This is a genomic window from uncultured Candidatus Thioglobus sp. (genome assembly GCF_963981275.1).
Taxonomy (GTDB): domain Bacteria; phylum Pseudomonadota; class Gammaproteobacteria; order PS1; family Pseudothioglobaceae; genus Thioglobus_A.
In genome coordinates, this window is sequence record NZ_CAXCCZ010000019.1 from 1 (window position 1) to 25,556 (window position 25,556).

A 25,556-nucleotide genomic window follows, 5' to 3' on the forward strand; every position below is an offset into this window, starting at 1 on the left:
TCTACAGGCGACATTCTACGTGGCGCAGTAGCGGCAGGCACTGAACTAGGCAAGCAAGCACAAGCAGCAATGAACGCTGGTGACTTAGTCTCTGATGATTTAATCATGGGCATTATGGAAGAGCGCTTACAAGAAGATGATTGTAAATCTGGCTATTTATTAGACGGCTTTCCACGCACAATTCCACAAGCAGAAGCGCTAAAAGCACTACTTGAAAAAATGGGCGAAAAACTAGATGCAGCTGTTGAAATTGACGTACCACGTGATGTAATCCTTGATCGTTTAACAACGCGTCGTACTTGTGAAAGTTGTGGCGCAATTTACAATACTAAGTCTAACCCGACTAAAGTTGAAGGTGTTTGTGATAAATGTGGCGGTGCAGCAGTACAACGTGAAGATGAAACGGAAGAAGCAATCAGCAATCGTCTTAATGTATACAACGACCAGACAGCACCTTTAGTGGGCTTCTACAAAGAAGAAGGTCTATTGCTTTCAGTAGATGCGACTTCATCTGATGCAGTTATTAATGCAATTACTGCTAAGATTGGCTAAAGCTTTTGTAGCTTATTTACTCGTTAAATAAGCACTGTAAGCATCTAAAAAACCCCTGCTGTATTTTTATAGCAGGGGTTTTTTATTATCTAAAGTCAATCAATCGCACCAAAGTGGATTGTCTTGGGACTATATTTGACTTATAATTCACCCAGATATTATGAGGAGAAATTCATGAAGCGATTTTTATTGCCATTATTTTTTGTATTGCTTTCTACTTTTGCCCAGGCTCAAGGAGAGTTGTTACCGGCTGACAAGGCTTTTTCTTTTAAGGCTAGTGTGGTGAACAATGATATTGTTCTAGATTGGAATATTGCCAAAGGCTATTACCTTTATAAAGAAAAAATCAAGATATCGAGTGATTACTCTTCGCAGCTAGGTGTGGCTAAATTTCCGCCCGCTAAGATTAAAAACGATGAATTTTTTGGCAAAGTGGGGATCTATAGAAAATCTGTCAAAGTCAAGATACCGGTACTAGAAGGTGATGCTAGCTCTTTATTGCTTAATGTTACTTTTCAAGGGTGTGCAGATTTAGGCGTTTGCTATCCACCAATTACGAAAGCTGTCGCCCTAGATATTAGTGCACTGAAAAAACCTTCTTTAGTTGATAACGCCTTTGATATATTCTCCCAGGCCAAACAAAGCGCACAGTCTGTGGTTGATAAAATCAAGCCAATTTCTGATGAACCTCTACCAGCAGACGAAGCCTTTAAATTTTCAGTTGATGCTGTTGATGCCAACACGCTCATTGCCTCGTGGGATATTCATCATGAGTATTACTTATATCATGATAAGTTTTTTGTTGACGTTAAAGGTGCGGAATTTGGCACCATTAACTTCCCTGAGGGAAAAATTAAAGATGATCCTTTATTTGGCAAGGTGCAAATCCATAAAGGTCGGTTAGAGATTAAGCTGCCGCTTAAAAATATTCAAACTCAAAATATCAGCTTTACTGCTCGCTACCAAGGCTGTTGGACGGGTGGAATTTGCTACCCGCCACAGGAAAAAATAATTGAACTCACTTTGCCTGTGCAAAATAAAACAGCGCCAACAACTAACAAGCAACAAACCAGCCCAGCACCCGTAGCGGCTGATGCGCCAGCGTCGCTCAACGAAACAGACAAAATTGCCGCACTTTTGCAACAAGATAATATTTTCTGGGTGTTGGCCAGCTTCTTTGGCTTTGGCTTATTGTTGTCACTTACGCCTTGTGTGTTCCCAATGATTCCGATTTTATCGGGCATTATTGTTGGCCAAAAAGGTGAGGTAACCACTCGAAAGGCACTGATTATGTCTGTTGTATTTGTCCTAGCCATGAGTGTGACCTATTCTATCGCCGGTGTTCTGGCTGGCTATTTTGGCGAGAATTTGCAAGTCCTGTTCCAAACGCCTTGGGTGTTAGTGGTCTTTAGCTTGATCTTTGTGGCCTTGGCTTTTTCCATGTTTGGTTATTTTGAAATTCAACTACCTGCTAGCTTGCAAGCCAAAATTGCCAATATAAGCAATAAACAAGAAGGGGGCCATCTAATCAGTGTTGCTATTATGGGATTTTTATCTGCGCTGATTGTTGGTCCGTGTGTGGCGCCGCCTTTAGCAGGCGCTCTAATCTATATTGGTCAAACGGGTGACGCACTGCTGGGCGGTTTGTCATTATTTGTCATGAGTTTGGGCATGGGTGCACCACTCATTCTGATTGGTGCTGGCGTGAGCAAGCTGCCGAAAGCTGGCGGCTGGATGGACAATGTTAAATATGTCTTTGGTATTCTGATGTTTGCAGTGGCAATCTGGCTACTAGATCGCATCATCTCCGATGTGACCTCTCTGGTTCTTTGGGCAGCCTTATTCAGCATCTCGCCAATTGCCATGGGTGTACTCAACAAGCTAACAGACACGCCAAATGCCTGGGCTAGAATCTTTAAAGCCATCGGCTTGTTGATTATGTTCTACGGTATTTTGCTGTGGGGCTTAGTGGCTCGCGGTGGTGGCGACATGCTGGCACCGCTCTCAGGTTGGGGGGCGTCTGGCGCTCAAACAGAACAAGTGCATGTGCAGTTTGAAAAAATCAAAAGCATCAATGATCTTGATCGAGTGTTAGTGCGTGCGCAAAAAAATAATCAAGTTGTTATGCTGGATTTTTATGCAGACTGGTGCATTTCTTGCAAGGAGCTTGAGCGCTTTGTATTTAGCAACAGTCAAGTTGTTGACAGCATGAAAAATGTCATTGCTGTACAAGCTGATGTGACCAAAAACGACGCAGCTGATAAAGCACTAATGGCTAAATTTAACATTATCGGACCTCCGGGAATTTTATTTTTCAAAGCTGGTGTTGAGCACCGAGCTCAGCGTATTGTCGGTGAAATCAACGCCCAAGGGTTTCTAGAGCACTTAAACAAGGTTAGGTAAATGCTTAGTCGCTAAAAGTCGTCCAAAGCTGACTATCGTGCATGATGTTGGTGGTAAAATCAGAATTATTTGAAATGTATTATTGGCGCTATGGACATCTTATTGCTAAACGGCCCTAACCTAAACATGCTTGGCACTCGTGAGCCAGATCTTTATGGTGCGCATACACTTGACGATATTGTTGGGCGTTTAACCCAGCTTGCAGCTGATGCTGATCTTAGTCTAGACCACCACCAAGACAATTCCGAAGTGGGGCTGATTGATAAGATTCACGCAGCCAGCAACAATGGCACAAAATACATTATTATTAATCCAGCAGCCTTTACACATACATCCGTTGCATTGCGTGATGCGCTGCTAGCAGTCGGCATTGAATTCACTGAAATTCACTTGTCTAACGTCTATAAACGTGAAGATTTTCGTAAAAAATCTTATTTCTCAGATATCGCACAAGGCGTAATTTCTGGCTTTGGTGCACAAGGCTATGATTTTGCAATGAGTGCAGCAATCAAACACATTAAATCAAAGGGGTAAAAAATGGATATTCGCAAAGTAAAAAAACTAATGGAATTATTAGAAAAATCTGGCATGGCAGAAATTGAAATTGTCGAAGGCGAAGAGTCAGTTCGCATCTCCCGTTATGGCGACGCTCCTATGGCTGCAGCACCTATGGCAATGCCAGTTGCGCCAGCACCAGTACCGGTCGCTGTAGTAGAGAGCACGGCGGCTGTTGATCCAATCAAAGCCATTGATGGCCATCCAATTACTTCGCCAATGGTGGGTACTTTTTATGGCGCCGCTTCTCCAACTTCTGATGTCTTTGTTAGTATTGGTCAACATGTTAATCAAGGTGATACCGTTTGTATTGTTGAAGCCATGAAAATCATGAACCAGATCGAAGCAGATCAATCAGGCACAGTGACTGAAATCTTATGTCAAGATGGTGATGCTGTAGAATTCGGACAAACACTGGTTATTATTAAATGATTACAATGAATAAGATTCAAAAGGTTCTGATTGCCAATCGAGGTGAGATTGCGCTTAGAATTTTACGGGCTTGTAAAGAGCTTGGCATTAAAACTGTTGCGGTTTACTCAACAGCAGACAAAGATCTTAAACATGTGCGTCTAGCAGATGAGGCTGTTTGTATTGGCCCGCACCCCTCAGCAGATAGCTATTTAAATATTCCAGCACTTATCGCAGCTGCCGAAGTAACCCATGCAGATGCTATCCATCCAGGCTATGGATTTTTATCAGAAAGTGCTGATTTTGCACAGCGTGTTGAGGAAAGTGGCTTTATCTTTATTGGACCAAGAGCTGAAAACATTCGCGTGATGGGTGACAAGGTTGCAGCGATTGAAGCCATGCAAAAATCAGGCGTGCCTTGTGTACCTGGCTCTGATGGCGCACTTGACGAAGATCCAATCAAAAACATGGAGTTGGCTCGTAATATTGGCTTACCAATTATTATTAAAGCCTCAGGTGGAGGTGGTGGACGTGGTATGCAAGTGGTAGAGAAAGAGTCCAGCCTACTTGCCTCAATTGAACTTGCCAAGTCTGAAGGTTTAAGTTTTTTTGGTAATGCAGAAGTCTACATGGAGAAATTCTTGACCACGCCTCGCCATGTTGAAATTCAAATTTTAGCAGATGAACACGGCAATGCAGTGCACTTGGGTGAGCGTGACTGCTCCATGCAACGTCGTCACCAAAAGGTGGTAGAAGAAGCGCCAGCGCCAGGTATTACACCTGAGTTACGCAACAAAATTGGCTCAGTTTGTGCTGATGCTTGTAAGGCAATTAACTATCGTGGTGCGGGTACGTTCGAATTTTTATTTGAAAATAATGAATTTTACTTCATTGAGATGAATACCCGTGTACAGGTCGAACATCCGGTCACAGAGATGATAACTGGTGTTGATATTGTACGTGAACAAATTCTTATTGCTGATGGGCAAGAGTTATCGTTCTCACAAGAAGATGTCACCATTAAAGGCTTTTCAATTGAGTGTCGTATTAATGCTGAAGATCCTAACAACTTCATGCCTTCTCCGGGAAAAATTACTCAATATCATGTTGCAGGTGGCTTAGGCGTGCGCGTGGATTCACATGTTTACAACGGCTATACTGTACCGCCTCATTACGATTCAATGATTGGCAAATTAATCACCCATTCAGACACTCGACTTGGTGCTATTGTCAAAATGCAAAATGCGCTAAGTGAAATGGTAATTGACGGCATTAAAACTAACATACCGTTGCAGGCTCGTATCATGAAAGACGAGGTGTTTCAAGAAGGCGGCATGAACATCCACTACTTGGAAAAAATGCTTGGAGAGTCACACTAACATCTTAAAACATTATGATTAAAGCAGGCATTATTGGTGGCACCGGCTATACCGGTGTAGAGCTACTCAGACTTCTTCACAACCATTCTGAGGTTGAAGTGGTGGCTATTAGCTCCCGATCTCTAGATGGTAAGCGAGTGGACGGTGTTTTTCCATCCCTGGTTGGACACTCAGACCTAGTATTTTCCTTGCCTAGTGATACCATTTTAAACACTTGCGACGTCATCTTCTTTGCCACCCCTCACGGAGTGGCCATGGAAGGCGCTGGTGCCTTTATTGATAAAGGTATTAAGGTTATTGATTTGGGTGCTGACTTTAGAATTACAGACCAAACCGAATGGTCAAAATGGTATGGCATGGAGCATACTCAGGCCACACTACTTGATTCAGCAGTTTACGGCTTGCCAGAGACCAATCGAGACCAAGTCAAAGAGGCTATGCTGTTAGCCAATCCAGGTTGCTATCCAACAGCTGTGCAGTTAGCCTTAAAGCCATTAATTACCAATAAGTTAATTAGCCTGACTGGCATTGTGGCTGATTGTAAATCGGGCGTAAGTGGTGCCGGACGAGGTGCTAATCAAGCAATGCTGCTATGTGAAGCTAGTGAAAGCTTAAAATCTTATGGTGTTAGCGGACATCGACATTATCCTGAAATTAAGCAGGAGCTTGAGATTCTTGCGAATGAAGAGGTTAATTTCACCTTTGTACCGCACTTAGTACCAATGATTCGTGGCATGCAGGCCACTATCTATGTAGATTTGCTAGATGAAAATATAGATGTAAGACCTTATTTTGTCGATACCTATTCTGAGGAGCCTTTTGTTAAAATCTTAACTGATGGTGTTTATCCAGAAACACGCAGTGTTAAGTCGTCAAATTTTTGCCAAATTTCGATCCAGAAAATACCTAATAGCAATAAACTTGTTATTATGTCGGTGATCGATAATCTGGTCAAGGGCGCCTCTGGTCAAGCAGTTCAAAATATGAATATTATGTTTGGCTTAGATGAAACGTCAGGATTAACGTCCATTGGACTATTACCTTAAAGAGAGATTATGTCAGAAACCTTACAATTAGAAGAGGCCGATATTATTTTTAGCGACACCGCTGCTAACAAAGTATCCGCCTTAATTCAAGAAGAAAAAAATGATAACCTTCGCCTAAGAGTCTATATTACAGGCGGAGGTTGTTCAGGATTTTCCTATGGATTTACCTTTGACGAGGAGCACAAAGAAGGAGATTCTGGTGTGAATAATAATGGCGTTCAGCTGGTTGTTGATCCGATGAGCTATCAATATCTTATTGGCGCGACAGTAGACTACCTTGAAGATTTACAAGGGTCAAGATTTATCATTCATAATCCTAACGCCAAAACTACTTGTGGGTGTGGCTCTTCTTTTTCAGTTTAAAAGATAGATTGATCAAGTGCCACATTATGAAGTTATTATTTATATAGTGAATAAGCAAGACTGATTAAGAGTAACCTACTAAGTGATAGTTAGTAAAACGATGGCGACTTTGCTTTGAGAGCACCTATAGTAGCCTGATTAATCATTTATTAAAGGAGAGATATTATGATTGAATACATTCCTGGCCTTGCTGGCATTCCAGCAACTGAATCATCCATTTCCTCAATTGATGGGAAAAATGGCATCTTAGCCTACCGTGGATATTCCATTAAAGATCTTGCAAAAAATGCCTCATTCGAGGAGGTTGCCATGCTGCTTCGTGATGGTGAGCTGCCTAGTGCTAGTGAGCTAGAAGAGTTTCGATGCATTCTACATAAGCGTTACGAAGTTAAGCGCAACATTCGACAGATGATGTGGGCTTTACCAGCTGACGGACACCCGATGGATGTATTGCAAACAGCCATTGCTGCCATGGCAACTTTTTATCCTGATGCAGGTGCAAAAGATCCAAACTCTGCCTTTACTCAAAACGCATTAACTAAAATTATTGCCAACATGAGCACCTTGGTGGCGATGTGGGCAAGAATTCGCGTCGGTTACGATCCAATTCCACCTAGTAAAAATATGTCTTATGCGAAAAATTTCTTATACATGTCTTTTGGCGAGGAGCCAGATGATGATATTGTTCAGCTGTTTGACGCTTGTTTAATTTTGCACGCTGAGCACACAATTAACGCCAGCACTTTCTCGGCCATGGTAACTGCATCAACCCTTGCCAACCCTTTCGCATCAATTTCCGCAGCAGTAGGAACACTAGCAGGCTCTCTACACGGAGGAGCCAATGAAGATGTACTTAAGATGTTAGATGAAATTGGCGATGCAAAAAATGTTCGTGGCTATATTGAAAACCGCTTAAAAAACAAACAAGTTATCATGGGCATGGGGCATCGTGAATATCGCGTGAAAGACCCTCGCGCAACAATCTTGCAAGAAATGATCGAAGCCTACATTAAAAAATCAGGGATCACACTGTCCAAACGTTTTGAAACTGCTTTAGAAGTAGAGCGTGTTTGTGAGGAGCTATTGTCCTCAAAAGGCGTTTATCCAAATGTAGACTTCTATTCAGGCATTTTGTATTCTGAAATTTTCAAAATCCCTAAAGAGCACTTTACCCCAATTTTTGCCATGGCACGTTCTGCGGGCTGGGCAGCACATTGGCATGAGCAAGTAGGGCATAATAGAATCTTTAGACCAACACAAATATATGTCGGTCATGATTTTAGAGATTACCCGAGCAAATAAACCGATGGACAACACCACACACTTTGGCTTTAAAGATGTAGACACTAACGATAAACAAGGTTTGGTTAGAGGTGTGTTTGACTCTGTCGCCAGCAAGTACGACCTTATGAATGACGTCTTGTCCTTTGGCGCTCATCGCCTGTGGAAGCGCTACACCATTGCATCTTCCAATGTAAAAATTGGTGATAAAGTGCTCGATATTGCAGGTGGAACAGGCGATTTAGCCATTGAGTTTCGAAAGAAAGTGGGCGACTCTGGACAGGTTATCTTGTCTGATATTAATGCTGCCATGCTGGGCGAAGGTCGAAAAAACCTAGTTAACAAAGGTATTTTTGGTGTAGATTACGTTCAACTAAATGCTCAATACTTACCCTTTGAAAGCGACACCTTTGATTGTATTTCCATTGCCTTCGGCCTTAGAAATGTGACCGATAAAGATCAAGCTCTGCGTGAAATGCACCGAATTTTAAAACCTGGTGGGTGTTTATTAATTTTGGAATTTTCTAAAACTGACTCTGAACTTTTAAAAAAATTCTACGATTTTTACTCATTTAACGTCATGCCAAAATTGGGTGGCATCATTGCCGATGATGAGGAGTCTTATCAATACCTGGCCGAGTCTATCCGCAAACACCCTGATCAAGAAACTTTAAAAGATATGGTGCTAGAAGCGGGCTTTGGATTTTGTGAATATCATAACCTGTCAGGTGGCATTGTCGCTCTGCACAAAGGTATAAAGACCTAACACCATCATGCAACACTTTGTTCTTGAACAGGCATTGAACTTCCTTATTCAAAATGGTTCGGTTAATATTAAGCCCCTAGAGTCGAAAGTTATTCGATTTACACTCATCGATTCGCTGCTTGAAGTTAATTTCATTTGTACAAATAATCGTATTTTTGTCACCAGCGATTTGAGCACACCAAGTGATGTCGACATCAAGCTAAAACCTGGCGTATTTTTTGCTTTGTTTAAAGGCGAGGATCTTACCGAACTACTAAGACAAGATAAAATTCATATCCATGGAGATGTGAAAACTGCACAGCTTTTAGTAGATCTACTATCTGAAGCGGATATTGATCTGGAAGAGCTAATATCTCATCATACTGGCGATATCATTGCGCACGAGATTGGCAAAACCGCCAAAAAATTCAAACAAATTGCTAAAACTTCACCCAATCCAATTGATGCACTCAAAGACGGGTTAAGCGAACTACTGATCAGTCCAAAGGTTTCTAAACAGTACGCCAATAAAAATCATTAACCATGCACAGCTTGTTTAGATTTTTTAGAATTTCACGAGTGTTAATGCGTTATCGATTAGACGCTTTAGTGCTTTCAACACCTTTGCTAAAAAGCTTTAAACCTCTATTGTATTTAACTCCTTGGTATTATTTTCCAATTAAAAAATACTCAAGAGGCCAAAGAATTCGCCTTGCTCTTGAAGAACTGGGTCCTATTTATATTAAGTTCGGGCAAACACTATCTACTCGTCCAGACTTACTGCCTGAGGATATCAGTTTAGAGCTCAAAAAATTACAAGACAGCTGCCCCGCCTTCAGCACACAACAAGCAAAAACTCTAATTGAAGAGGCTTTGGACGGCAAGATTGAGCAACTTTTTCAAAGTTTTGATGAGCAACCCCTAGCAAGCGCCTCAATCGCTCAAGTGCATACTGCCACTACATTAGAAGGTGAAGCGGTGGTTGTTAAAGTGGTTCGTCCAGAAATTAGCAAACTAATTACTCGCGATATTAAACTAATGTACACCCTGGCCAAACTATTCAACAAGCACCCTCTGGCCAAAAAAATTCGACCCGTTGAAGTGGTTGGAGAATTTGAAGCCATTATTACCAATGAATTAGACATGCGTATTGAAGCCACGCATTGTGACAAAATTAGGCACAACTTTAAACAGTCTGAACTGCTTTACATTCCCAAAGTTTATCATCACCTGAGTCGCACCAATGTACTCACGACTGAACGTATTTATGGCACTCCAGTTGGCGAAATTGATAAACTAAAAGCCAACAACATTGACATGAAGCGCCTAGCAGAACAAGGGGTGATTATTTTCTTTACTCAGGTGTTTAAGCATAATTTTTTCCATGCAGATATGCACCCCGGCAATATTTTTGTCTCTGACACGGGTCAATATATTGGTGTCGACTTTGGCATCATGGGTGTCTTAAGTGAAGACGATAAAGACTTTTTGGCGGATATATTTTTGGCCTTTTTTAACCAAGACTACCAAAAGGTAGCACAGGTTTATATTGACTCTGGTTGGGTTGGCCTGCATACAGACGAAAAAGCTTTCGAGGCTGCTGTGAAAAAAATATGCGACCCGATGTTTGATAAGCCACTGGGTGATATCTCTTTTGGACAGGTGCTACTCGACTTAATTCAAGAAGCTAAGAATTTTGACATCAAAGTTCAGCCTCAGCTGTTATTATTAGACAAGACTTTGCTTAATATTGAAGGCCTAGGTAGACAGCTCTATCCACAACTAGATTTGTGGTCAACCGCCAAACCATTTTTAGAAGACTTAATGAAAGAGAGATATAGCGTGAAAAATACCTTTGAAAAACTAAAAGAAGAAGCCCCTCAACTATTAAAAGACATTCCAGAACTGCCAGCACTCACGATTAATGCGCTGAAGCAGTTGGGAAAAATGAAGGATATTAACAAACTCTATTCTCAGCAAACCGAGCAAATCGTTACCCAATTGAGTAACAATGCAAATCGACAAACTGCTGCTATATTTTCTGGTTCGTTACTAATCCTGTCGGGTGTTTTTGCGGTTAATAATGCTTGGTTTTCCAGCGGAATTAGCGCACTAGCAGCTGTACTATTCTGGATCAAATCTAGATAGCCTTTCAAAAAGGATTTGTTTAGGGTAAAATCAACCCCTTGATATATTTGGTCGCAAAATATATGAACTAAGTCAACACCCTTATTATGGTGTTTTTTTTATTTTACGGAGTACAAACATGAGTTTAACAATCAATGCAACAAAGCGTGAAGATCAAGGTAAAGGTGCGAGCCGCCGCCTACGTCGCGCAGAACAAATCCCTGCAATTATCTATGGCGCTGGTAAAGCACCAAGCAACATTACCCTAGGTATTCACGAAATTACACACCTATTAGAGAACGAAGAGTCTTACACTTCTGTACTAGATCTAATGGTTGGCAAGAAAAAAGAGCCAGTGATTATTAAAGACCTACAACGCCATCCAGCAAAAAACATTGTGACTCATGTTGACTTTTTGCGTGTTAACTTAAAGCAAGCGCTTGTTACTAACATCCCGCTACACTTTCTTGGTGCAGATGAAAATGAGAGTATTCGTCTTGGTGCCATTCTTAACCAATTCGTTACTTCAGTTGAAGTTTCTTGTTTACCAGCTGACCTACCGACTTCAATTGACGTAGACATCACTAACTTAACATTAGGTGATCATATCAGTCTAACTGGACTAGACATCCCTAAAGGCGTTACACTGACTGCTCTAACACACGGCGATATTGAAGCTCACGACCAAAGCGTTGTTGCGGTTCAAGAAGCTAAGAAGATGGCTGAAGTTGAAGATGATGCACCAGTTGCACCTGAAACTGAAGTGGCTGGCGATGAAGACGCTGCTGACACAGAAGGCGACGAGTAATTTCTAAGTAAATAATTATGGCCATAAAACTGATTGTTGGTCTGGGAAATCCAGGTAAAGACTATCAGTCACATCGTCATAATGTTGGGTTTTGGTTTTGCGACGCACTAGCCAATTTACACTCAGCTACTTTTAAAAAAGAAGCTAAATTTTTCGGTGATGTGGCACAAGCCTCAATTGCCGGTGTTAGCGTTCGCCTACTAAAACCTACTACCTTTATGAATCGATCAGGTCAATCTATTCAAGCTTTGGCGAATTTTTACCAGCTAGAAGTTGATGAAATACTGGTTGTACATGATGAACTCGATCTAGAGGTGGGTATTGCCAAACTTAAAGTAGAAGGCGGACATGGCGGACATAACGGCTTGCGTGACACGATCAAAGCACTGGGCAGTAAAGCGTTCTATCGACTGCGTCTAGGTATTGGCCATCCAGGCAACAAGACACAAGTTGCCGACTTTGTTTTGCACGCTCCGAATAAAAGCGAACTAGGCCACATTCAAAACGCTCTAGTGGATGCTTTACAAGTCATAGAAGAAGTTGTCAAAGGTAATATTGATCAAGCCATGAAGAGCTTACATACAAAAGGATAGCTAAGCTGGTTAAAGCTTAACACAATCCAAAAGGAGAAAAAATGGGATTTAAATGCGGTATTGTTGGACTGCCTAATGTTGGAAAATCAACCTTATTCAATGCACTAACTCAAGCTGGTATTGAGTCAGAAAACTATCCTTTTTGTACTATCGAGCCCAATGTTGGCATCGTGCCAATTAATGACAAGCGACTTGCTGAGCTTGCCAAAATTGTTGACCCTCAAAAAATTCTACCCACCACTATGGAGTTTGTTGATATTGCCGGTCTAGTTGAAGGCGCCTCTAAAGGAGAAGGATTAGGCAATCAATTCCTGACCAATATTCGTGAAACAGACGCCATTGTTCACGTCGTTCGTTGTTTTGAAGATGATGACATTATCCATGTGGCAGGTAAAATCTCTCCACTAGATGACATTGAAATTATCAACACTGAGCTAGTCTTAGCTGATCTTACGGCAGTTGAAAAACTCATGCAAAAAGCCATAAAAAACACCAAATCTGGGCAAAAGGACGGCATCCCTTTAAAGGAATTACTTGAAAGAATATTGCCCGCCTTAGAGGCTGGACAAAGCGCTAGAAGCCTGGATTTTGATGATGAAGAGTTAAAACTTTTACGCGGCTTTCAACTACTCACTATCAAGCCTGTACTTTATATGGCTAATGTCAGCGAGGAGGGGTTTGAAAACAACCCGCACTTGGATTTGGTTAGAAGCTTCGCACAATCTGAGGGTGCAGAAGTCGTGGCTATTTGTGCTGATATTGAAGCTGAAATTTCAGAGCTTGATGCAGATGAAAAACAAGATTTCTTGGATGAGATGGGGCAAACAGAGTCAGGACTTGATCGTCTTATTCGAGCAGGATATACCTTGCTAGGATTACAAACCTACTTTACTGCAGGTGTTCAAGAAGTGCGCGCCTGGACAATTAATATTGGCGATAGTGCGCCACAGGCAGCTGGAAAAATTCACGGAGACTTTGAAAAAGGCTTTATTCGAGCTGAAACTATTGCCTTTGATGATTTTGTTGAGTTTGGCGGTGAAAAAGGCGCCAAAGAAGCAGGAAAACTCCGCTCTGAAGGCAAGGAATATATCGTTCAAGATGGCGATGTGGTACACTTCTTGTTTAATGTTTAACTTTAATACTGAAGGCTAATATCAAGATGATGAAATCTAAAAAAGATACCAAACTTTTGTTAATTCTTGATGGCTGGGGGCATTCTGAAGCAACAGAAAACAATGCGGTTGCTCAAGCCAAAACCCCAGTTTGGGATAGCTTTATTCAAAAATTTCAACATTCTCTTATTCTGACTAGTGGCAAGCAAGTGGGCTTGCCAGGCGAGCAAATGGGCAATTCTGAAGTTGGCCATCTTAACTTGGGCGCAGGTCGTGTCGTTAAACAAGACTTTACGCGCATTCACAGCGAAATAAAAAATGGCGATTTCTTTAGAAATCCTACGCTTAGAAATTCTCTTGAATATGCTAATGACAACAATAAAGCTGTTCATATCATGGGTCTGTTATCAGATGGCGGTGTACACTCTCATGAAGAACAAATTCATGGCATGCTAGAAATGGCCAAACAATACGGCTGTCAGGATGTCTACTTACACATGTTTACCGATGGTAGAGATTGCGCACAAAAGAGCGCTAAAAAATACATCCAAAAGCTAGAGGATAAAATTACTGAAATAGGTGTTGGTGAAATTGCCAGCATTATTGGGCGTTATTTTTCTATGGATAGAGACAACCGCTGGTCACGAATACGTTGTGCGTATGAACTCATCTCCAAAGGTAAGTCTAACTTTTTAGCTAAGACTGCCCTAGATGCGGTTGAACAAGCTTATTCACGTGGCGAGACCGACGAGTTCATTCAATCAACTGTTATTAATGCGCCAACCAAAATTAGCGAAGGTGATGTCCTCATCTTTATGAACTATCGAGCAGATCGTGCACGTCAGATTACACAAGCCTTTACCGATGAAAACTTCCAAGGGTTTTCACGTGGAACATTTGTTCCTAGTCAATTTGTCTGCCTAACTGAATATAAAAAAGACTTTAATTTGCCAGTTGCTTATCCATCGTCTAAGCTCAATAATGTACTAGGTGAATATTTGGCCGACCTCGGCATGACACAGCTTAGAATTGCCGAAACTGAAAAATATGCCCATGTTACTTTCTTTTTAAATGGTGGCGTAGAGCGCCCTTTTAACGGCGAGGACCGTGTTTTAATTCCGTCACCAGAAGTCGCAACTTATGACCTTAAGCCTGAGATGAGCGCATTCGAACTGACTGACGAATTAGCTGAAAATATTGAAAGTCAAAAGTATAACTTAATCATTTGTAACTTTGCCAATACGGATATGGTGGGTCACTCGGGCAAACTCGATGCAGCGATCAAGTCTGTTGAAGCCGTGGATGCCTGCCTAGGCATTATTTATCAAGCCATTAAAACCATTGGTGGTGAAATACTAATCACAGCTGATCATGGTAATGTCGAACAAATGGTCAATCCAGAAACTCAAGAGGTGCATACCGCCCATACCAACAACCCGGTACCACTAATATTTGTCAGCCCTAGAGAAGCAACAATAGCAAAGCCATGCAAAGGTGCGCTGTCTGATATCGCCCCCACTTTATTGGCGATGATGGATGTTGAAAAACCAAGTGAAATGACTGGCGAAAGCTTACTAACTTTTAAGTAAAATATATTTAAGAACTAACCCCAAATAAACGGAGATAAACATGAAACAAGATTATTTTATTGCCCCATCAATCCTTGCAGCAGACTTTGCTAAATTAGGCGAAGAGGTTGATAGCGTTTTGCGCGATGGCGCAGACATTGTTCACTTTGATGTCATGGACAACCATTACGTACCCAATCTAACTATTGGTCCAATGGTCTGTGACGCCTTAAGAAAGCACGGAGTTACTGCGCCAATTGATGTACATCTAATGGTCAAACCTGTAGACAGAATTATTCCTGACTTTATTGCTGCTGGCGCTTCATATATCACTTTTCATCCAGAAGCCTCAGAGCACATTGATAGAACACTAGGCATGATTCAAGAAGGCGGATGCAAATCAGGCTTGGTCTTTAATCCAGCAACACCACTACATGTTCTAGAAAATGTTATGGACAAAGTTGATATGATCCTATTAATGTCAGTTAACCCGGGCTTTGGCGGACAATCTTTTATTCCACAAACATTAGAAAAGTGCCGCCAAGTGCGACAGTTAATTGATGCTAGTGGTAGAGACATTCGTTTAGAGATCGACGGTGGCGTTGGCCCTGCCAATATCCGTGAAGTTGCAGAAGCCGGTGCAGATACCTTTGTGGCAGGCTCAGCCATCTTTAATACAGATGACTACAAGGCAACCATTGACATAATGCGTGCGGAGCTTGCCAAGGCAAAATAATCAGCATCACTACCGCTCTAAGCGCTTGATACATCAGTGTTTATTCGGTATAATTGCTTTTTTTAAGATTTTACTTGGGCGTATAACGTACTAAGAAAAAATCTAAAGTTGAGTTAGGCGCTTGTAAATCAAGCGCCTAACTCGTTTTAATGTATCACGCAGCTCGACATAGCAGCCAGGGTGCCCTAAAAAATAAAAGGGTTGGTTGTTAGAAGTTGTGGAAGGGAGTGTTATAAAAGAGCACTCCATTAACCCCGGAGAAATAAAAATGGCAAAAACGTCAATGAAAAAAATGCTTGAAGCAGGTGTTCACTTTGGTCACCGCTCACGCTTCTGGCATCCAAAAATGGATCAATACATCTATGGCACTCGTAATGGTGTTCATATTATTAACCTAGAAAAAACACTGCCAATGTTTAACGATGTGCTTAACTTTGCATCAAAAACTGCTGCTGCTGGCGGCTCAATTCTTTTTGTGGGTACTAAGCGTGCAGCTAGTGACATCATGAAAGAGGAAGCAATTCGTTGTGGCATGCCTTACGTTAACCATCGTTGGTTAGGTGGCATGATGACTAACTACAAGACCATCAAAGCATCAATCAAACGCTTGAAAGACCTAGAGTTTCTAGCAGAAGAAAACTTTTCACAGTTTGGAAAGAAAGAAGCACTAATGATGACTCGTGAGATGGACAAACTAGAGCGTAGTCTAGGTGGTATTAAAGATCTTGGTGGCATTCCAGACGTTGTATTTGTGATCGATATTGGTCATGAGAAAAATGCCATTGCAGAATCTAAAAAATTAGGCCTTCCAATTATTGGTATTGTTGATACTAATCACAATCCTGAAGGCATTGATTACGTTGTTCCTGGTAATGATGACTCTATCAGAGCAATTAGCTACTACGCAAGAGAAGTGGCTAATGCTGTCTTAGAAGCTAAAGCAGCTGCTGGTACTCAAGTTAAAAAGGCACCTGTTGCTAAAAAAGCAGCGCCAGCTAAGAAGGCCGACAAAGTTGTTGAAGAGAAAGTCGCGACACCTGTAGCTGAAAAAGCAGCAGACAAGCCAGCTGAAACTGACCTTAATGCCATGCTAAAAGCTGACTTAGTAGCACTTGCCAAAAAACAAGGTGTTGAAGTAGCGAGCAAAGATACTAAAGCAGACATTATTGCAAAACTTGCGTAATTTATAAAATATTCATTTCTCGAGCGCGAGGAATAACACTATACATAGGAGATAATTATGGCAATTACAGCTGCTTTAGTTAAAGATCTAAGAGAAAGAACAGGCGCAGGCATGATGGACTGCAAAAAAGCGTTGACCGAAACTAATGGCGACATGGAAGCGGCAATTGACTTAATGCGTACTTCTGGTGCCGCAAAGGCTGCCAAAAAATCTGGCCGTGTTGCTGCTGAGGGACTGGTTAAAGTTAATATTAGCGATGATAAAAAAACCGCTACTATTTTAGAAATCAATTCTGAAACTGACTTTGTTACTAAAAGTGACGACTTTATCGGATTTGTTGAAACATTAGGTGCGCTTGCACTTAAGACAACGCCTACAAACATTGATGAGTTTTTAGCTCAAACACTAGACAATGGCGATTCTCTTGAAAAAGCTCGAGAAGATATTGTTGCCAAAGTGGGTGAAAACGTTTCAATTCGTCGTGTTCAAACGGTCACTGTTGATACAGGCGTTATTGGTGCTTATAAGCATGGTGAGCGTATTGCTGTATTGGCTATTTTAGAAGGTGGTGATGAAGCGCTAGCTAAAGATATTGCAATGCATGTTGCTGCGACACGCCCTGAATGTGTTACTGAAGATGAGCTTAACCCTGAACTACTTGAAAGAGAAAAAGCAATTTTTGTTGAGCAAGCTCGTGAATCTGGCAAGCCGGACAATATCATTGAAAAAATGATCGGTGGACGCATGAAAAAGTTTGTTAATGAAGTAACGCTTTACGGTCAAGCTTTTGTCAAGGATCCTGATACAACAGTAGGCGCACTAGCCAAATCAAACAATGCAGAAGTTAAGTCATTTGTTAGATATGAAGTTGGTGAAGGTATTGAAAAGAAAGAAGAAAACTTTGCTGAAGAAGTGGCAGCTCAAATGAAAGGCTAATCCTTTTATTTGAAAGTTTTAAAAAGAGTGCTTATGCGCTCTTTTTTTTTTGCCCTAAACAATGCGTAATTCCTCATCTAGGCATTGCCTGGTGTTGCACTCTTGCACGGTTAACTCTTGATGATACTTTTGACTAATCAAGCTTTTTAACTGCGCTAACTGCTGATCGCTTATCAAATCAGGGTGCTTAGTTATGCGCAACTGAAACTCAACTTTAGAATCCAATAAGATCTGCAAAGACTGCCAAGCTTTCTCTGCTGACTTTGGGGTCTGAGTTACAAGCTCATAATGCAAGGGTAGGTGCTTGATATCAAAACCCACCCAATCAACCAACGACAAACACTGTTCAAATTGATGAGGGTAAGCGCCACCTGTATGCAGACCAATCTTGAATCCTAGCGACTTAACTTCTGACATTGCTTCAAACAAGCCACTTTGCAGACATGGCTCACCGCCACTGAACACAACCGCATCCAGCAAGCCTTGACGCGAGCGAATAAACTGCATTATCTTATCCCATGAGAAATCAGTTTTTTTGTTAGCCGGAATCAATTCATGATTATAACAATATCGACATCGCCAAGGACAGCCTTGGGCAAACACCACACAAGACAAATGGTCTGGATAATCAATGGTTGTTAACGGCTCAAAGCCCCCAACATGAATAGACATGCTAGCCTTCTACTTGCTCTGTAAAGCATAACCGATCGGCATGCTCTGATTGTTTTCCAGGGTTGAAGCTGGTGACAGGGCGATGATAACCCATGACCCGTGTCCACACCTCGCATACTTGTCTTTCTTTATTGGTTAGCAATATTTTTTGCTTTTTCATTTTTATCTCCTTGGTTTTTTAATTTTTTATTGGCTAATAGCACTTCATCACACTTTGGACAATACTCATGTTCACCACTAAGATAGCCATGTGTAGGACAAATTGAGAAGGTTGGGGTGATGGTAATGTAAGGAAGTCTAAAATTGGTTAATGAGCGTTTCACCATCTTCATGCAAGCCTCACCGCTACTGATCCTTTCTCCCATGTATAAATGCAAAACCGTTCCACCCGTGTACTTAGTCTGCAATTCATCCTGCTTTTCTAAGGCCTCAAAAGGGTCGGCAGTATAGCCAACCGGCAGTTGAGATGAGTTAGTGTAGTAAGGCTTGTCCTTAGTGCCAGCATGTAGAATGTCTGGATAGCGCTTCATGTCTTCTTTAGCAAATCGATAGGTCGTTCCTTCTGCCGGCGTAGCTTCTAAATTAAACATGTGGCCCGTTTGCTCTTGAAATTCAATCATGCGTAGTCTAATGTGGTCCAAAAACTCAACCGCCATTGGATAGCCATCTGTCGAGGTAATATCCTCTTTATCCTGGCTAAAATTACGAATCATTTCGTTAATACCGTTAACACCAATAGTTGAAAAATGATTTCTTAGCGTTCCTAAATATCTTTTGGTATATGGAAACAAGCCGTTATCCATTAATTTTTGCACTACTTTTCGCTTAACCTCGAGTGAGTCTTTAGCCATTAACAGTAGTTTATCCAACTGCTCATAAAGTCCTTTTGAATCTCCTTTATATACATGTCCTAAGCGTGCGCAGTTAATAGTTACCACACCTAATGAACCGGTTTGCTCTGCGGAACCAAACAAGCCGTTGCCACGCTTTAATAACTCATTAAGGTCTAGCTGTAGACGACAACACATTGATCTAACCATGTTTGGCTTGAGATCAGAATTAAGGAAATTTTGGAAATAAGGCAGGCCATATTTGGCTGTCATGTCAAATAAGCGCTTGGCATTTTCACTCTCCCAGGGAAAGTCCTCGGTCATATTGTAAGTCGGTATAGGAAAGGTAAATACGCGGCCTTTGGCATCGCCTTCTGTCATAACCTCAATATACGCTTGGTTAATCATGTCCATTTCTACTTGAAGCTCACCATAGGTAAACGGCATCTCTTCATCACCCATCATTGGCACTTGATCGCGCAAATCTTCTGGACAAACCCAGTCAAAAGTCAGATTAGTAAAAGGTGTCTGCGTACCCCATCGAGATGGTACATTAAGATTGTAAATCAGCTCTTGAATGCACTGCTTTACCTCGCCGTAACCCAAGCTATCTAGACGGATATACGGCGCTAAATAAGTATCAAATGAGCTAAATGCCTGAGCACCAGCCCATTCATTTTGTAATGTCCCTAAAAAATTAACCATTTGGCCAACGGCACTACTCAAGTGTTTTGGCGGACCTGCTTCAATTCGGCCCTCAACACCATTCAACCCTTCCCTAAGTAGGGTACGTAGTGACCAGCCTGCACAGTATCCGGCCAACATGTCCAAATCATGGATATGCAAATCTCCTTGTCGATGTGCACTGCCCACCTCCGGCGCATAAACATGGCTTAACCAATAGTTAGCAATCACTTTACCTGATACATTTAGTATCAGTCCGCCGAGCGAATATCCTTGATTTGCATTAGCATTAACACGCCAATCAGCCCTATCTAAATATTCGTTAATTGACGAAGCAACATCCACCAATGTTTTTTTATCGTCTCTCAGTGTTTTGTGTTGTTGGCGGTAAGCGATATAAGCTCTAGCTGTTTTAACAAAATTTGATGAGATGAGCGCTTGCTCCACAACATCCTGGATATGCTCAATATCTGGCTCAATATCCTCTTGGTGGCTTAGTACCTTTAACACTTGTAGTGTCAAAAGTTTAGCTTCATTATCATCCAGCTCTTCGCTGACTTGTCCAGCCCTAAAAATAGCCAAACGAATTTTATCTGAATCAAAAAAGGCACTACTGCCATCTCTTTTAACAACGCTAAGTGGCGCGTTTGCATGGATTGCATCCATATTATCTCCCCCTATTTAATATTAAATCAAAGTGTTTTTTTAATTGTTCACTACATATAGTGTTTTTATATTATAGAACAACTACATGTAGTGGCATATTGACGCAAATCAATAAAGTCAAAATATTTTTATTGTTTGATTTTGATCAATCAAAAATTAGCTTTTTTATCCTAAAATAAAACCAATTAAATTTCAAAAAACTTCTTTATGAGCCTTACTCACTCTGTTATTCCCTCTTTTTTGCCTGTTTCAGCCTTGCTGCAAACTGCCAAATCGGTCAACAATAAAATTATTATTGCTCTATTTAATAAAGTCTTTTCACAAGCAATTAAAGACGGGGATCTTGATTTTCTGGAAGACCAGTGGGTTTTGATTGAGGTTAACGACATCGGCTTGGCGTTCAATCTTAGTCTTAAGCATCGTCAGCTCGTACAAACTCAATACGTCAGTCAGTTTGATTTAACGATTAATGCCAATAGCTGTGATTTTCTAGATCTCATCAGCAGAAGAAAAGATCCGGATACTTTATTTTTTCAAAGAAAAATTAAAATGCGAGGCTCGACCGAACTCGGCCTTCATGTTAAAAATTTTCTTGATGCCTTTGAAACGGACACACACTGGTTAAGCGCCGGCATGGATAAAGTGCTTAAAAAAACCTATCCAGTTCTTAGTAAGTTGTTGTGTAAAAACTCTTGAGCGACTGCCCTTGTCATGAAGCCGAATACTGTCGATGCAATGCACGGCCTAATTCAAGAGATACAAAATACTCTGCCTTTTGATCAAATTAAGGCAGATTTTTGTTCGGACACTTGCTCAGGCTGCTCGATCAAATTAATTGATTTTTTATCAACGGAAACCGAACATTGGCAATACCGGCTAAATCAAGGGGACATTCCTAATTTTAACGACTTAAACAAGTTGGCAAAAATGGCCAAAAAAATTCAAGCAGTATTGCTTAAAAACGGCCTGGTTTAATTTGACCTTGGTCAATGACTTTGTCACATGCCAAAGATAAACTAATGTTTTTTTGCTATAGAGAATCGCCATGCAACTTGCCAAACAAACCACCACAGAATCCCCTTTTTATTTGGATAATGAAGATTCATATCAACGTTGGAGAGATAAAAAATCATTTGCATATCCTGAGAGTATTTCGGAGCTATTGATAGAAGTCAAAGACCCTAAACATCTTAGTAAAAGTGAACACAGCGCCTTATTGGCTTTAACTCAAAAAACCAATATGGCTATTTACATTAGCAACACCGGCAATGATCCATCTGCCTCAATACCTATAGCTATCGCTCGCCAATTTGGTCTTAAAAATATCAATAAAAACTGGTTGGCTGATGAATCTGGACTCACCTCTTTAAGGGTGGTTGATGATGGTATTAGGAAAAACTACATCCCTTATACAAATCGCCTTATCCATTGGCATACTGATGGCTATTACAACGCTCCTGATCAACAGATTCATGCACTTAATCTGCATGTTGTTCAACAGGCCGCCACAGGCGGTGAAAATCAGCTTATGGACCACGAAATTGCCTATCTTCTTTTACGTGAAAAAAATCCAGATTATATCCGCGCACTTATGGCCAATGACGTCATGACCATTCCTGCAGGCACAAAAGCAGATGGCAGTGCCAGACCAGAACGCTCTGGACCAGTGTTTAGTGTTACTGATAGTGGCAATCTACACATGCGCTATACGGCCAGAAGCAGAAACATACGGTGGTCAAGTGATCCGCTTGTGCAAGAAGCTGTTGACTATCTTAGAAAAATCCTTGATAAGGAATATTCATCTTATGTCTTTAAGGGATTGTTAGAGCCCGGCATGGGGTTAATTAGTAACAATGTTCTACATGATAGGGCCGCCTTTACAGACAGCGAACAAAATAAACGCCACTATTATCGCGCGCGCTACTTTGACCGATTAGCTAATACTGACTTTAGCCTATAAAGCCACCCTACTAAGACTGCTGTAGTTCGATACTGCTCATGCCTGGCTGATCAAACCAATAGCCGTCACACTGTTGATAGGCGCTACACGAGCGTAGTGCATCTAGGGCCTGATCGGTGTCAATACTTTGGTCAATTCTATCTTTGAAAGTTTGGATAATCTTTTCAGTGTTTGAAAATTGAGGGCTAATCCTAACAACTTCAACACCCATTTGTTGCATTTGATCTAGCTGCGTAATCAGGTTAAAGGTATCAGCAGATAGAGTCTGTATGCCGTTCATTGTTAAAAAAGACTGCTGCTCTTGAGTAGACAGCAGCAGCCCGTCTTCATACATTAGGCATTTATACTGGCAATCGTCCTTGTCTAAATCATAGGCCCTGGCAGTAAAACAACGTGCTGAAAATGCCAATGGCATTTGGCCAAATACAAACACCTCGGTTTGCAGCTCCGGATTTATTTCTGCCATGATTTGAGCTAAGGTTTTTTGGGATAACTCCACTGGAAAACACCAACGCTTCAAGCCCTTTTTGGCCAGTATATTAAGACTGGCAGCATTGTACAAATTAACACTGGGCCCAGTCACAAACGCTTTATTGCGCTTACTTCTCAAATTAATGGCTGCAAAATCATTGGCCTCCACCAAATAATCATCCGTCTGGCAAACCTTGTCAAGCTGTTTTAACTCTGAATCAGCCTCCAGCAGCGTCAACGTTGAAAGCACCACCTCTTTGCCTGCATGGCGAAGTTGTTGAGCAATCGTTAACCAATCGTCCAATCTGAGTTGTCTGCGTTTAGAGCAAACCACCTCTCCTAAATAAACAATGTCAACGGCAGATTTAGCAACACCCTGGTAAAAGTCAAATACTTTTTGTTTGTCCCAGTAATAATAAATAGGGCCCAGTGAAATCTTCATTGCCAACTCCGATGATACGCACCCAAGGTTGTTTGAAATCCTTCGGATACGTCGTTAAGCGCTTGATTCCATTCATCTTTAGTTTGATAATTTCCACTTTCTAGCTGTTGCAGTGCTGCTGACCAGGTTTTAGCAACTGTCTTAATATAGGCAGGAGATCGCTGTCGACCTTCGATTTTAATTGCCTTGACGCCAATCTCTTTAATCAGCGGTAAAATCTCTAATGTGTTTAAACTGGTTGGCTCCTCAAGTGCATAATAAGTATTGTCCATCGCCTCAAACCGACCCTTACATAACGTGGGGTAGCCTGCAATTTCATGCTCTTCATAGGAATCTATTAACACTCCACCTAATCTGGTTTCAAGTTTAATATCATTTTCAATATATTCAACATGTGATGCGGGCGAACAAGCTCCGTAAGTATTGGGCGATCGTCCAGTTGCATAAGAAGACAAAATACACCTGCCTTCAACCATAACACACAAAGACCCAAAACCAAAAACCTCAATATCTACAGGTGAGTATTCAACTACTTTTTTAACTTGAGCAACTGACAGTACTCGTGGCAGCACAGCACGCTTAATATTAAAATTTTGATAATAAAAATCAAGCGCCTCATAGCTTGTTGCAGAGCCTTGTACCGATAAATGCAGATTTAAATTCGGATGTACACGAGTGGCATACTCCATCAGCCCAATATCTGCCAAAATAACAGCATCTACTCCTATTCTAGCCGCACGATCAATGGCCTCAGTCCAGCGCTGGTAAATTTCTGGTTGCGGATAGGTGTTGATCGCTACATATACTTTTTTACCGCGTACGTGAGCATACTCAACTCCCAGCATTGCACGCTCCTCATTAAAATTTAGTCCGGCAAAATGTCGCGCATTGGTGTCATCCGCAAAGCCAATATAAACCGTGTCAGCGCCATGATCAATCGCTGTTTTTAATGCGGGCAAATTGCCCGCTGGACAGACTAGCTCCATTGTACTTTTCTCCTATTTTGACTTTTTAGCCTATCTTCTATTGCGTTTAGTACCTTCCATTTTTTGCTACACCAGGCGGGCGCTAGCAATTGCTGTTTGTTAGCCGTACCCGTAAGCCGATGATAAATCATATCTTCAGGCGCTTGAGCAATCAGATCGGCCACAACCTCTACATATGCCTCCATCTGCATCGGCTGATATTCGCCTCGACGCCACTCATTTGCAAGCTGTGTACCTTTAACAACATGCAAGGGGTGAAACTTTAAACCATCAACACCTAGTTCAAGAACTCGCTGTAATGTGTCGTGATAATGCTGTCTTGTTTCGCCCGGCAGGCCAATAATTAAATGCGTACAAACTCTCAACCCTTTTGATCTTGCTAATAATAAAGTTTCTTTATATTCTTTAAATCCATGGCCTCTATTAACTTTTTGTAAAGTCTCATCAAATGCAGACTGAAGCCCCAGCTCTAACCAAATATCAAAACCCTGTTGCTGATAATCCAGCAGCAAATCAATGACTGTCTCGGGTACGCAGTCAGGTCGAGTTCCAATTGACAAACCAATAACATCTTCTTGACTGAGTGCCGTTTCATACATTTTTTTAAGTGTTTCAATATCGCTATAAGTGTTGGTATAAGCTTGAAAATAAGCAATATATTTTTTAGCCCCTGTACGCTTAAGCAAAACCTCACGTCCACTTTGAATTTGAGTTAAGATTGGATCTGGCTGCCTACCATTAGGACTAAAGGTGTCATTATTACAAAATGTACAGCCACCAATACCTAGAGATCCATCTCGGTTTGGACAACTTAATCCTGCGTCAATCGCTACTTTATGAACACGCTCTTTATATGTTCTGAGTAGTGATTGCCCTAATGTATTGACATAATCAGATAACAACCTGCCGCCTCTTTATTGTCAAAATCTGTATTGTAATAATGAACGGCCTTAGATGATTTGACTTGCGTCAACTAACTGCACTTTTTGTTAGACGAAAAAAAACCACTCCGAAGAGTGGTTTCAACTAAAAGCGAAAGAGTTAACT

The 25,556-nt window shown here is 41.3% G+C and carries 27 protein-coding genes; 21 read left to right on the plus strand and 6 right to left on the minus strand.

The genetic code is table 11. From position 1 onward, the window contains the following. The 18 genes from ABNR88_RS04300 to tsf all read left to right on the plus strand — a co-directional run. A partial coding sequence (locus tag ABNR88_RS04300) for a nucleoside monophosphate kinase (RefSeq protein WP_348670101.1) occupies positions 1–552 on the plus strand: 552 nt, incomplete at its 5' end. A 174-nt stretch (positions 553–726) separates the two neighbouring features. Beyond that, positions 727–2,955 (plus strand): protein-disulfide reductase DsbD, encoded by a 2,229-nt coding sequence (gene dsbD, locus ABNR88_RS04305; protein ID WP_291928657.1) that lies wholly within the window; start codon positions 727–729, stop codon positions 2,953–2,955. 90 nt (positions 2,956–3,045) lie between these two features. After that, positions 3,046–3,489, plus strand: a complete 444-nt coding sequence (gene aroQ / locus ABNR88_RS04310) for a type II 3-dehydroquinate dehydratase (RefSeq protein WP_291928666.1) — start codon at positions 3,046–3,048, stop codon at positions 3,487–3,489. A 3-nt stretch (positions 3,490–3,492) separates the two neighbouring features. Continuing rightward, positions 3,493–3,942 (plus strand): acetyl-CoA carboxylase biotin carboxyl carrier protein, encoded by a 450-nt coding sequence (accB, locus tag ABNR88_RS04315; protein ID WP_291928654.1) that lies wholly within the window; start codon positions 3,493–3,495, stop codon positions 3,940–3,942. Between the two features lie 5 nt (positions 3,943–3,947). Further along, entirely contained in the window at positions 3,948–5,300 is a 1,353-nt protein-coding gene (gene accC, locus ABNR88_RS04320) for an acetyl-CoA carboxylase biotin carboxylase subunit (protein WP_291928650.1), read from the plus strand. Positions 5,301–5,314: 14 nt separating this feature from the next. After that, complete coding sequence (gene argC, locus ABNR88_RS04325; protein ID WP_348670102.1) at positions 5,315–6,346, plus strand: N-acetyl-gamma-glutamyl-phosphate reductase; 1,032 nt, start codon at positions 5,315–5,317, stop codon at positions 6,344–6,346. A 9-nt stretch (positions 6,347–6,355) separates the two neighbouring features. After that, positions 6,356–6,709, plus strand: coding sequence for an iron-sulfur cluster insertion protein ErpA (gene erpA / locus ABNR88_RS04330; RefSeq protein ID WP_291928644.1), 354 nt, complete (start codon positions 6,356–6,358; stop codon positions 6,707–6,709). 165 nt (positions 6,710–6,874) lie between these two features. Continuing rightward, positions 6,875–8,011: a citrate synthase gene (locus tag ABNR88_RS04335; protein WP_291928641.1), complete on the plus strand. Its 1,137-nt coding sequence runs from the start codon at positions 6,875–6,877 to the stop codon at positions 8,009–8,011. Between the two features lie 4 nt (positions 8,012–8,015). Continuing rightward, the gene (ubiE, locus tag ABNR88_RS04340; RefSeq protein ID WP_291928638.1) at positions 8,016–8,756 is read left to right on the plus strand and encodes a bifunctional demethylmenaquinone methyltransferase/2-methoxy-6-polyprenyl-1,4-benzoquinol methylase UbiE; all 741 of its coding nucleotides are present in this window, start codon (positions 8,016–8,018) and stop codon (positions 8,754–8,756) included. A gap of 7 nt (positions 8,757–8,763) precedes the next feature. After that, positions 8,764–9,276, plus strand: a complete 513-nt coding sequence (locus tag ABNR88_RS04345) for an SCP2 sterol-binding domain-containing protein (protein WP_291928635.1) — start codon at positions 8,764–8,766, stop codon at positions 9,274–9,276. Between the two features lie 2 nt (positions 9,277–9,278). After that, a complete protein-coding gene (gene ubiB, locus ABNR88_RS04350; RefSeq protein ID WP_348670103.1) occupies positions 9,279–10,883 on the plus strand; it encodes a 2-polyprenylphenol 6-hydroxylase in 1,605 nt (534 codons plus the stop codon). 118 nt (positions 10,884–11,001) lie between these two features. Further along, positions 11,002–11,670, plus strand: coding sequence for a 50S ribosomal protein L25/general stress protein Ctc (locus tag ABNR88_RS04355; RefSeq protein WP_291928629.1), 669 nt, complete (start codon positions 11,002–11,004; stop codon positions 11,668–11,670). 17 nt (positions 11,671–11,687) lie between these two features. After that, the gene (gene pth, locus ABNR88_RS04360; RefSeq protein ID WP_291928626.1) at positions 11,688–12,263 is read left to right on the plus strand and encodes an aminoacyl-tRNA hydrolase; all 576 of its coding nucleotides are present in this window, start codon (positions 11,688–11,690) and stop codon (positions 12,261–12,263) included. Between the two features lie 41 nt (positions 12,264–12,304). Further along, positions 12,305–13,396: a redox-regulated ATPase YchF gene (gene ychF / locus ABNR88_RS04365; protein WP_291928620.1), complete on the plus strand. Its 1,092-nt coding sequence runs from the start codon at positions 12,305–12,307 to the stop codon at positions 13,394–13,396. 29 nt (positions 13,397–13,425) lie between these two features. After that, entirely contained in the window at positions 13,426–14,964 is a 1,539-nt protein-coding gene (gpmI, locus tag ABNR88_RS04370) for a 2,3-bisphosphoglycerate-independent phosphoglycerate mutase (protein WP_291928663.1), read from the plus strand. A 40-nt stretch (positions 14,965–15,004) separates the two neighbouring features. After that, positions 15,005–15,679, plus strand: coding sequence for a ribulose-phosphate 3-epimerase (rpe, locus tag ABNR88_RS04375; RefSeq protein ID WP_291928617.1), 675 nt, complete (start codon positions 15,005–15,007; stop codon positions 15,677–15,679). 268 nt (positions 15,680–15,947) lie between these two features. Further along, the gene (gene rpsB, locus ABNR88_RS04380) at positions 15,948–16,862 is read left to right on the plus strand and encodes a 30S ribosomal protein S2 (RefSeq protein WP_348670104.1); all 915 of its coding nucleotides are present in this window, start codon (positions 15,948–15,950) and stop codon (positions 16,860–16,862) included. 57 nt (positions 16,863–16,919) lie between these two features. Next, a complete protein-coding gene (tsf, locus tag ABNR88_RS04385) occupies positions 16,920–17,798 on the plus strand; it encodes a translation elongation factor Ts (RefSeq protein WP_291928613.1) in 879 nt (292 codons plus the stop codon). Between the two features lie 54 nt (positions 17,799–17,852). Here the strand turns inward: tsf and ABNR88_RS04390 are convergent, their stop codons facing one another. The 3 genes from ABNR88_RS04390 to ABNR88_RS04400 are packed head-to-tail and all read right to left on the minus strand — an operon-like array spanning position 17,853 to position 20,650. Then, positions 17,853–18,470 (minus strand): anaerobic ribonucleoside-triphosphate reductase activating protein, encoded by a 618-nt coding sequence (locus ABNR88_RS04390; protein ID WP_291928609.1) that lies wholly within the window; start codon positions 18,468–18,470, stop codon positions 17,853–17,855. Between the two features lies 1 nt (position 18,471). Next, positions 18,472–18,630, minus strand: a complete 159-nt coding sequence (gene nrdD / locus ABNR88_RS04395; protein ID WP_291928605.1) for an anaerobic ribonucleoside-triphosphate reductase — start codon at positions 18,628–18,630, stop codon at positions 18,472–18,474. Beyond that, positions 18,599–20,650 (minus strand): ribonucleoside triphosphate reductase, encoded by a 2,052-nt coding sequence (locus ABNR88_RS04400; protein WP_291928602.1) that lies wholly within the window; start codon positions 20,648–20,650, stop codon positions 18,599–18,601. Before ABNR88_RS04400 ends, nrdD begins: the two co-directional genes overlap by 32 nt. A 207-nt stretch (positions 20,651–20,857) precedes the next feature. Here ABNR88_RS04400 and ABNR88_RS04405 point away from each other — a divergent pair, with 207 nt between their 5' ends. The 3 genes from ABNR88_RS04405 (at position 20,858) to ABNR88_RS04415 (ending at position 22,610) form a co-directional block, all read left to right on the plus strand. After that, positions 20,858–21,346 (plus strand): SCP2 sterol-binding domain-containing protein, encoded by a 489-nt coding sequence (locus ABNR88_RS04405; protein ID WP_291928599.1) that lies wholly within the window; start codon positions 20,858–20,860, stop codon positions 21,344–21,346. Positions 21,347–21,361: 15 nt separating this feature from the next. Continuing rightward, a complete protein-coding gene (locus ABNR88_RS04410; RefSeq protein ID WP_291928597.1) occupies positions 21,362–21,625 on the plus strand; it encodes a hypothetical protein in 264 nt (87 codons plus the stop codon). A gap of 70 nt (positions 21,626–21,695) precedes the next feature. Then, positions 21,696–22,610: a TauD/TfdA family dioxygenase gene (locus tag ABNR88_RS04415; RefSeq protein WP_291928594.1), complete on the plus strand. Its 915-nt coding sequence runs from the start codon at positions 21,696–21,698 to the stop codon at positions 22,608–22,610. Positions 22,611–22,620: 10 nt separating this feature from the next. Here ABNR88_RS04415 and ABNR88_RS04420 read toward each other — a convergent pair whose 3' ends face one another. Genes ABNR88_RS04420 through ABNR88_RS04430 form a run of 3 tightly spaced genes read right to left on the minus strand, consistent with a single transcriptional unit; the run spans position 22,621 to position 25,411 of the window. Further along, positions 22,621–23,523: a U32 family peptidase gene (locus ABNR88_RS04420; RefSeq protein ID WP_291928591.1), complete on the minus strand. Its 903-nt coding sequence runs from the start codon at positions 23,521–23,523 to the stop codon at positions 22,621–22,623. Continuing rightward, positions 23,520–24,509: a peptidase U32 family protein gene (locus tag ABNR88_RS04425; protein WP_291928588.1), complete on the minus strand. Its 990-nt coding sequence runs from the start codon at positions 24,507–24,509 to the stop codon at positions 23,520–23,522. Before ABNR88_RS04425 ends, ABNR88_RS04420 begins: the two co-directional genes overlap by 4 nt. Further along, complete coding sequence (locus ABNR88_RS04430; RefSeq protein ID WP_291928585.1) at positions 24,500–25,411, minus strand: TIGR01212 family radical SAM protein; 912 nt, start codon at positions 25,409–25,411, stop codon at positions 24,500–24,502. Before ABNR88_RS04430 ends, ABNR88_RS04425 begins: the two co-directional genes overlap by 10 nt. Between the last annotated feature and the right edge of the window lie 145 nt (positions 25,412–25,556).

What these genes read in the sequence shown, in the direction of transcription:
- rpsB (WP_348670104.1), top strand. Translation starts at nt 15,948, where the DNA reads ATGGCAAAAACGTCAATGAAAAAAATGCTTGAAGCAGGTGTTCACTTT.
- ABNR88_RS04400 (WP_291928602.1), bottom strand. Translation starts at nt 20,650, where the DNA reads ATGGATGCAATCCATGCAAACGCGCCACTTAGCGTTGTTAAAAGAGAT.
- ABNR88_RS04335 (WP_291928641.1), top strand. Translation starts at nt 6,875, where the DNA reads ATGATTGAATACATTCCTGGCCTTGCTGGCATTCCAGCAACTGAATCA.
- aroQ (WP_291928666.1), top strand. Translation starts at nt 3,046, where the DNA reads ATGGACATCTTATTGCTAAACGGCCCTAACCTAAACATGCTTGGCACT.
- accC (WP_291928650.1), top strand. Translation starts at nt 3,948, where the DNA reads ATGAATAAGATTCAAAAGGTTCTGATTGCCAATCGAGGTGAGATTGCG.
- ABNR88_RS04415 (WP_291928594.1), top strand. Translation starts at nt 21,696, where the DNA reads ATGCAACTTGCCAAACAAACCACCACAGAATCCCCTTTTTATTTGGAT.
- rpe (WP_291928617.1), top strand. Translation starts at nt 15,005, where the DNA reads ATGAAACAAGATTATTTTATTGCCCCATCAATCCTTGCAGCAGACTTT.
- argC (WP_348670102.1), top strand. Translation starts at nt 5,315, where the DNA reads ATGATTAAAGCAGGCATTATTGGTGGCACCGGCTATACCGGTGTAGAG.
- ABNR88_RS04355 (WP_291928629.1), top strand. Translation starts at nt 11,002, where the DNA reads ATGAGTTTAACAATCAATGCAACAAAGCGTGAAGATCAAGGTAAAGGT.
- gpmI (WP_291928663.1), top strand. Translation starts at nt 13,426, where the DNA reads ATGAAATCTAAAAAAGATACCAAACTTTTGTTAATTCTTGATGGCTGG.
- ABNR88_RS04410 (WP_291928597.1), top strand. Translation starts at nt 21,362, where the DNA reads ATGAAGCCGAATACTGTCGATGCAATGCACGGCCTAATTCAAGAGATA.
- erpA (WP_291928644.1), top strand. Translation starts at nt 6,356, where the DNA reads ATGTCAGAAACCTTACAATTAGAAGAGGCCGATATTATTTTTAGCGAC.
- dsbD (WP_291928657.1), top strand. Translation starts at nt 727, where the DNA reads ATGAAGCGATTTTTATTGCCATTATTTTTTGTATTGCTTTCTACTTTT.
- ABNR88_RS04345 (WP_291928635.1), top strand. Translation starts at nt 8,764, where the DNA reads ATGCAACACTTTGTTCTTGAACAGGCATTGAACTTCCTTATTCAAAAT.
- ABNR88_RS04425 (WP_291928588.1), bottom strand. Translation starts at nt 24,509, where the DNA reads ATGGAGCTAGTCTGTCCAGCGGGCAATTTGCCCGCATTAAAAACAGCG.
- ubiE (WP_291928638.1), top strand. Translation starts at nt 8,016, where the DNA reads ATGGACAACACCACACACTTTGGCTTTAAAGATGTAGACACTAACGAT.
- accB (WP_291928654.1), top strand. Translation starts at nt 3,493, where the DNA reads ATGGATATTCGCAAAGTAAAAAAACTAATGGAATTATTAGAAAAATCT.
- ychF (WP_291928620.1), top strand. Translation starts at nt 12,305, where the DNA reads ATGGGATTTAAATGCGGTATTGTTGGACTGCCTAATGTTGGAAAATCA.
- tsf (WP_291928613.1), top strand. Translation starts at nt 16,920, where the DNA reads ATGGCAATTACAGCTGCTTTAGTTAAAGATCTAAGAGAAAGAACAGGC.
- ubiB (WP_348670103.1), top strand. Translation starts at nt 9,279, where the DNA reads ATGCACAGCTTGTTTAGATTTTTTAGAATTTCACGAGTGTTAATGCGT.
- nrdD (WP_291928605.1), bottom strand. Translation starts at nt 18,630, where the DNA reads ATGAAAAAGCAAAAAATATTGCTAACCAATAAAGAAAGACAAGTATGC.
- ABNR88_RS04420 (WP_291928591.1), bottom strand. Translation starts at nt 23,523, where the DNA reads ATGAAGATTTCACTGGGCCCTATTTATTATTACTGGGACAAACAAAAA.
- ABNR88_RS04405 (WP_291928599.1), top strand. Translation starts at nt 20,858, where the DNA reads ATGAGCCTTACTCACTCTGTTATTCCCTCTTTTTTGCCTGTTTCAGCC.
- ABNR88_RS04390 (WP_291928609.1), bottom strand. Translation starts at nt 18,470, where the DNA reads ATGTCTATTCATGTTGGGGGCTTTGAGCCGTTAACAACCATTGATTAT.
- pth (WP_291928626.1), top strand. Translation starts at nt 11,688, where the DNA reads ATGGCCATAAAACTGATTGTTGGTCTGGGAAATCCAGGTAAAGACTAT.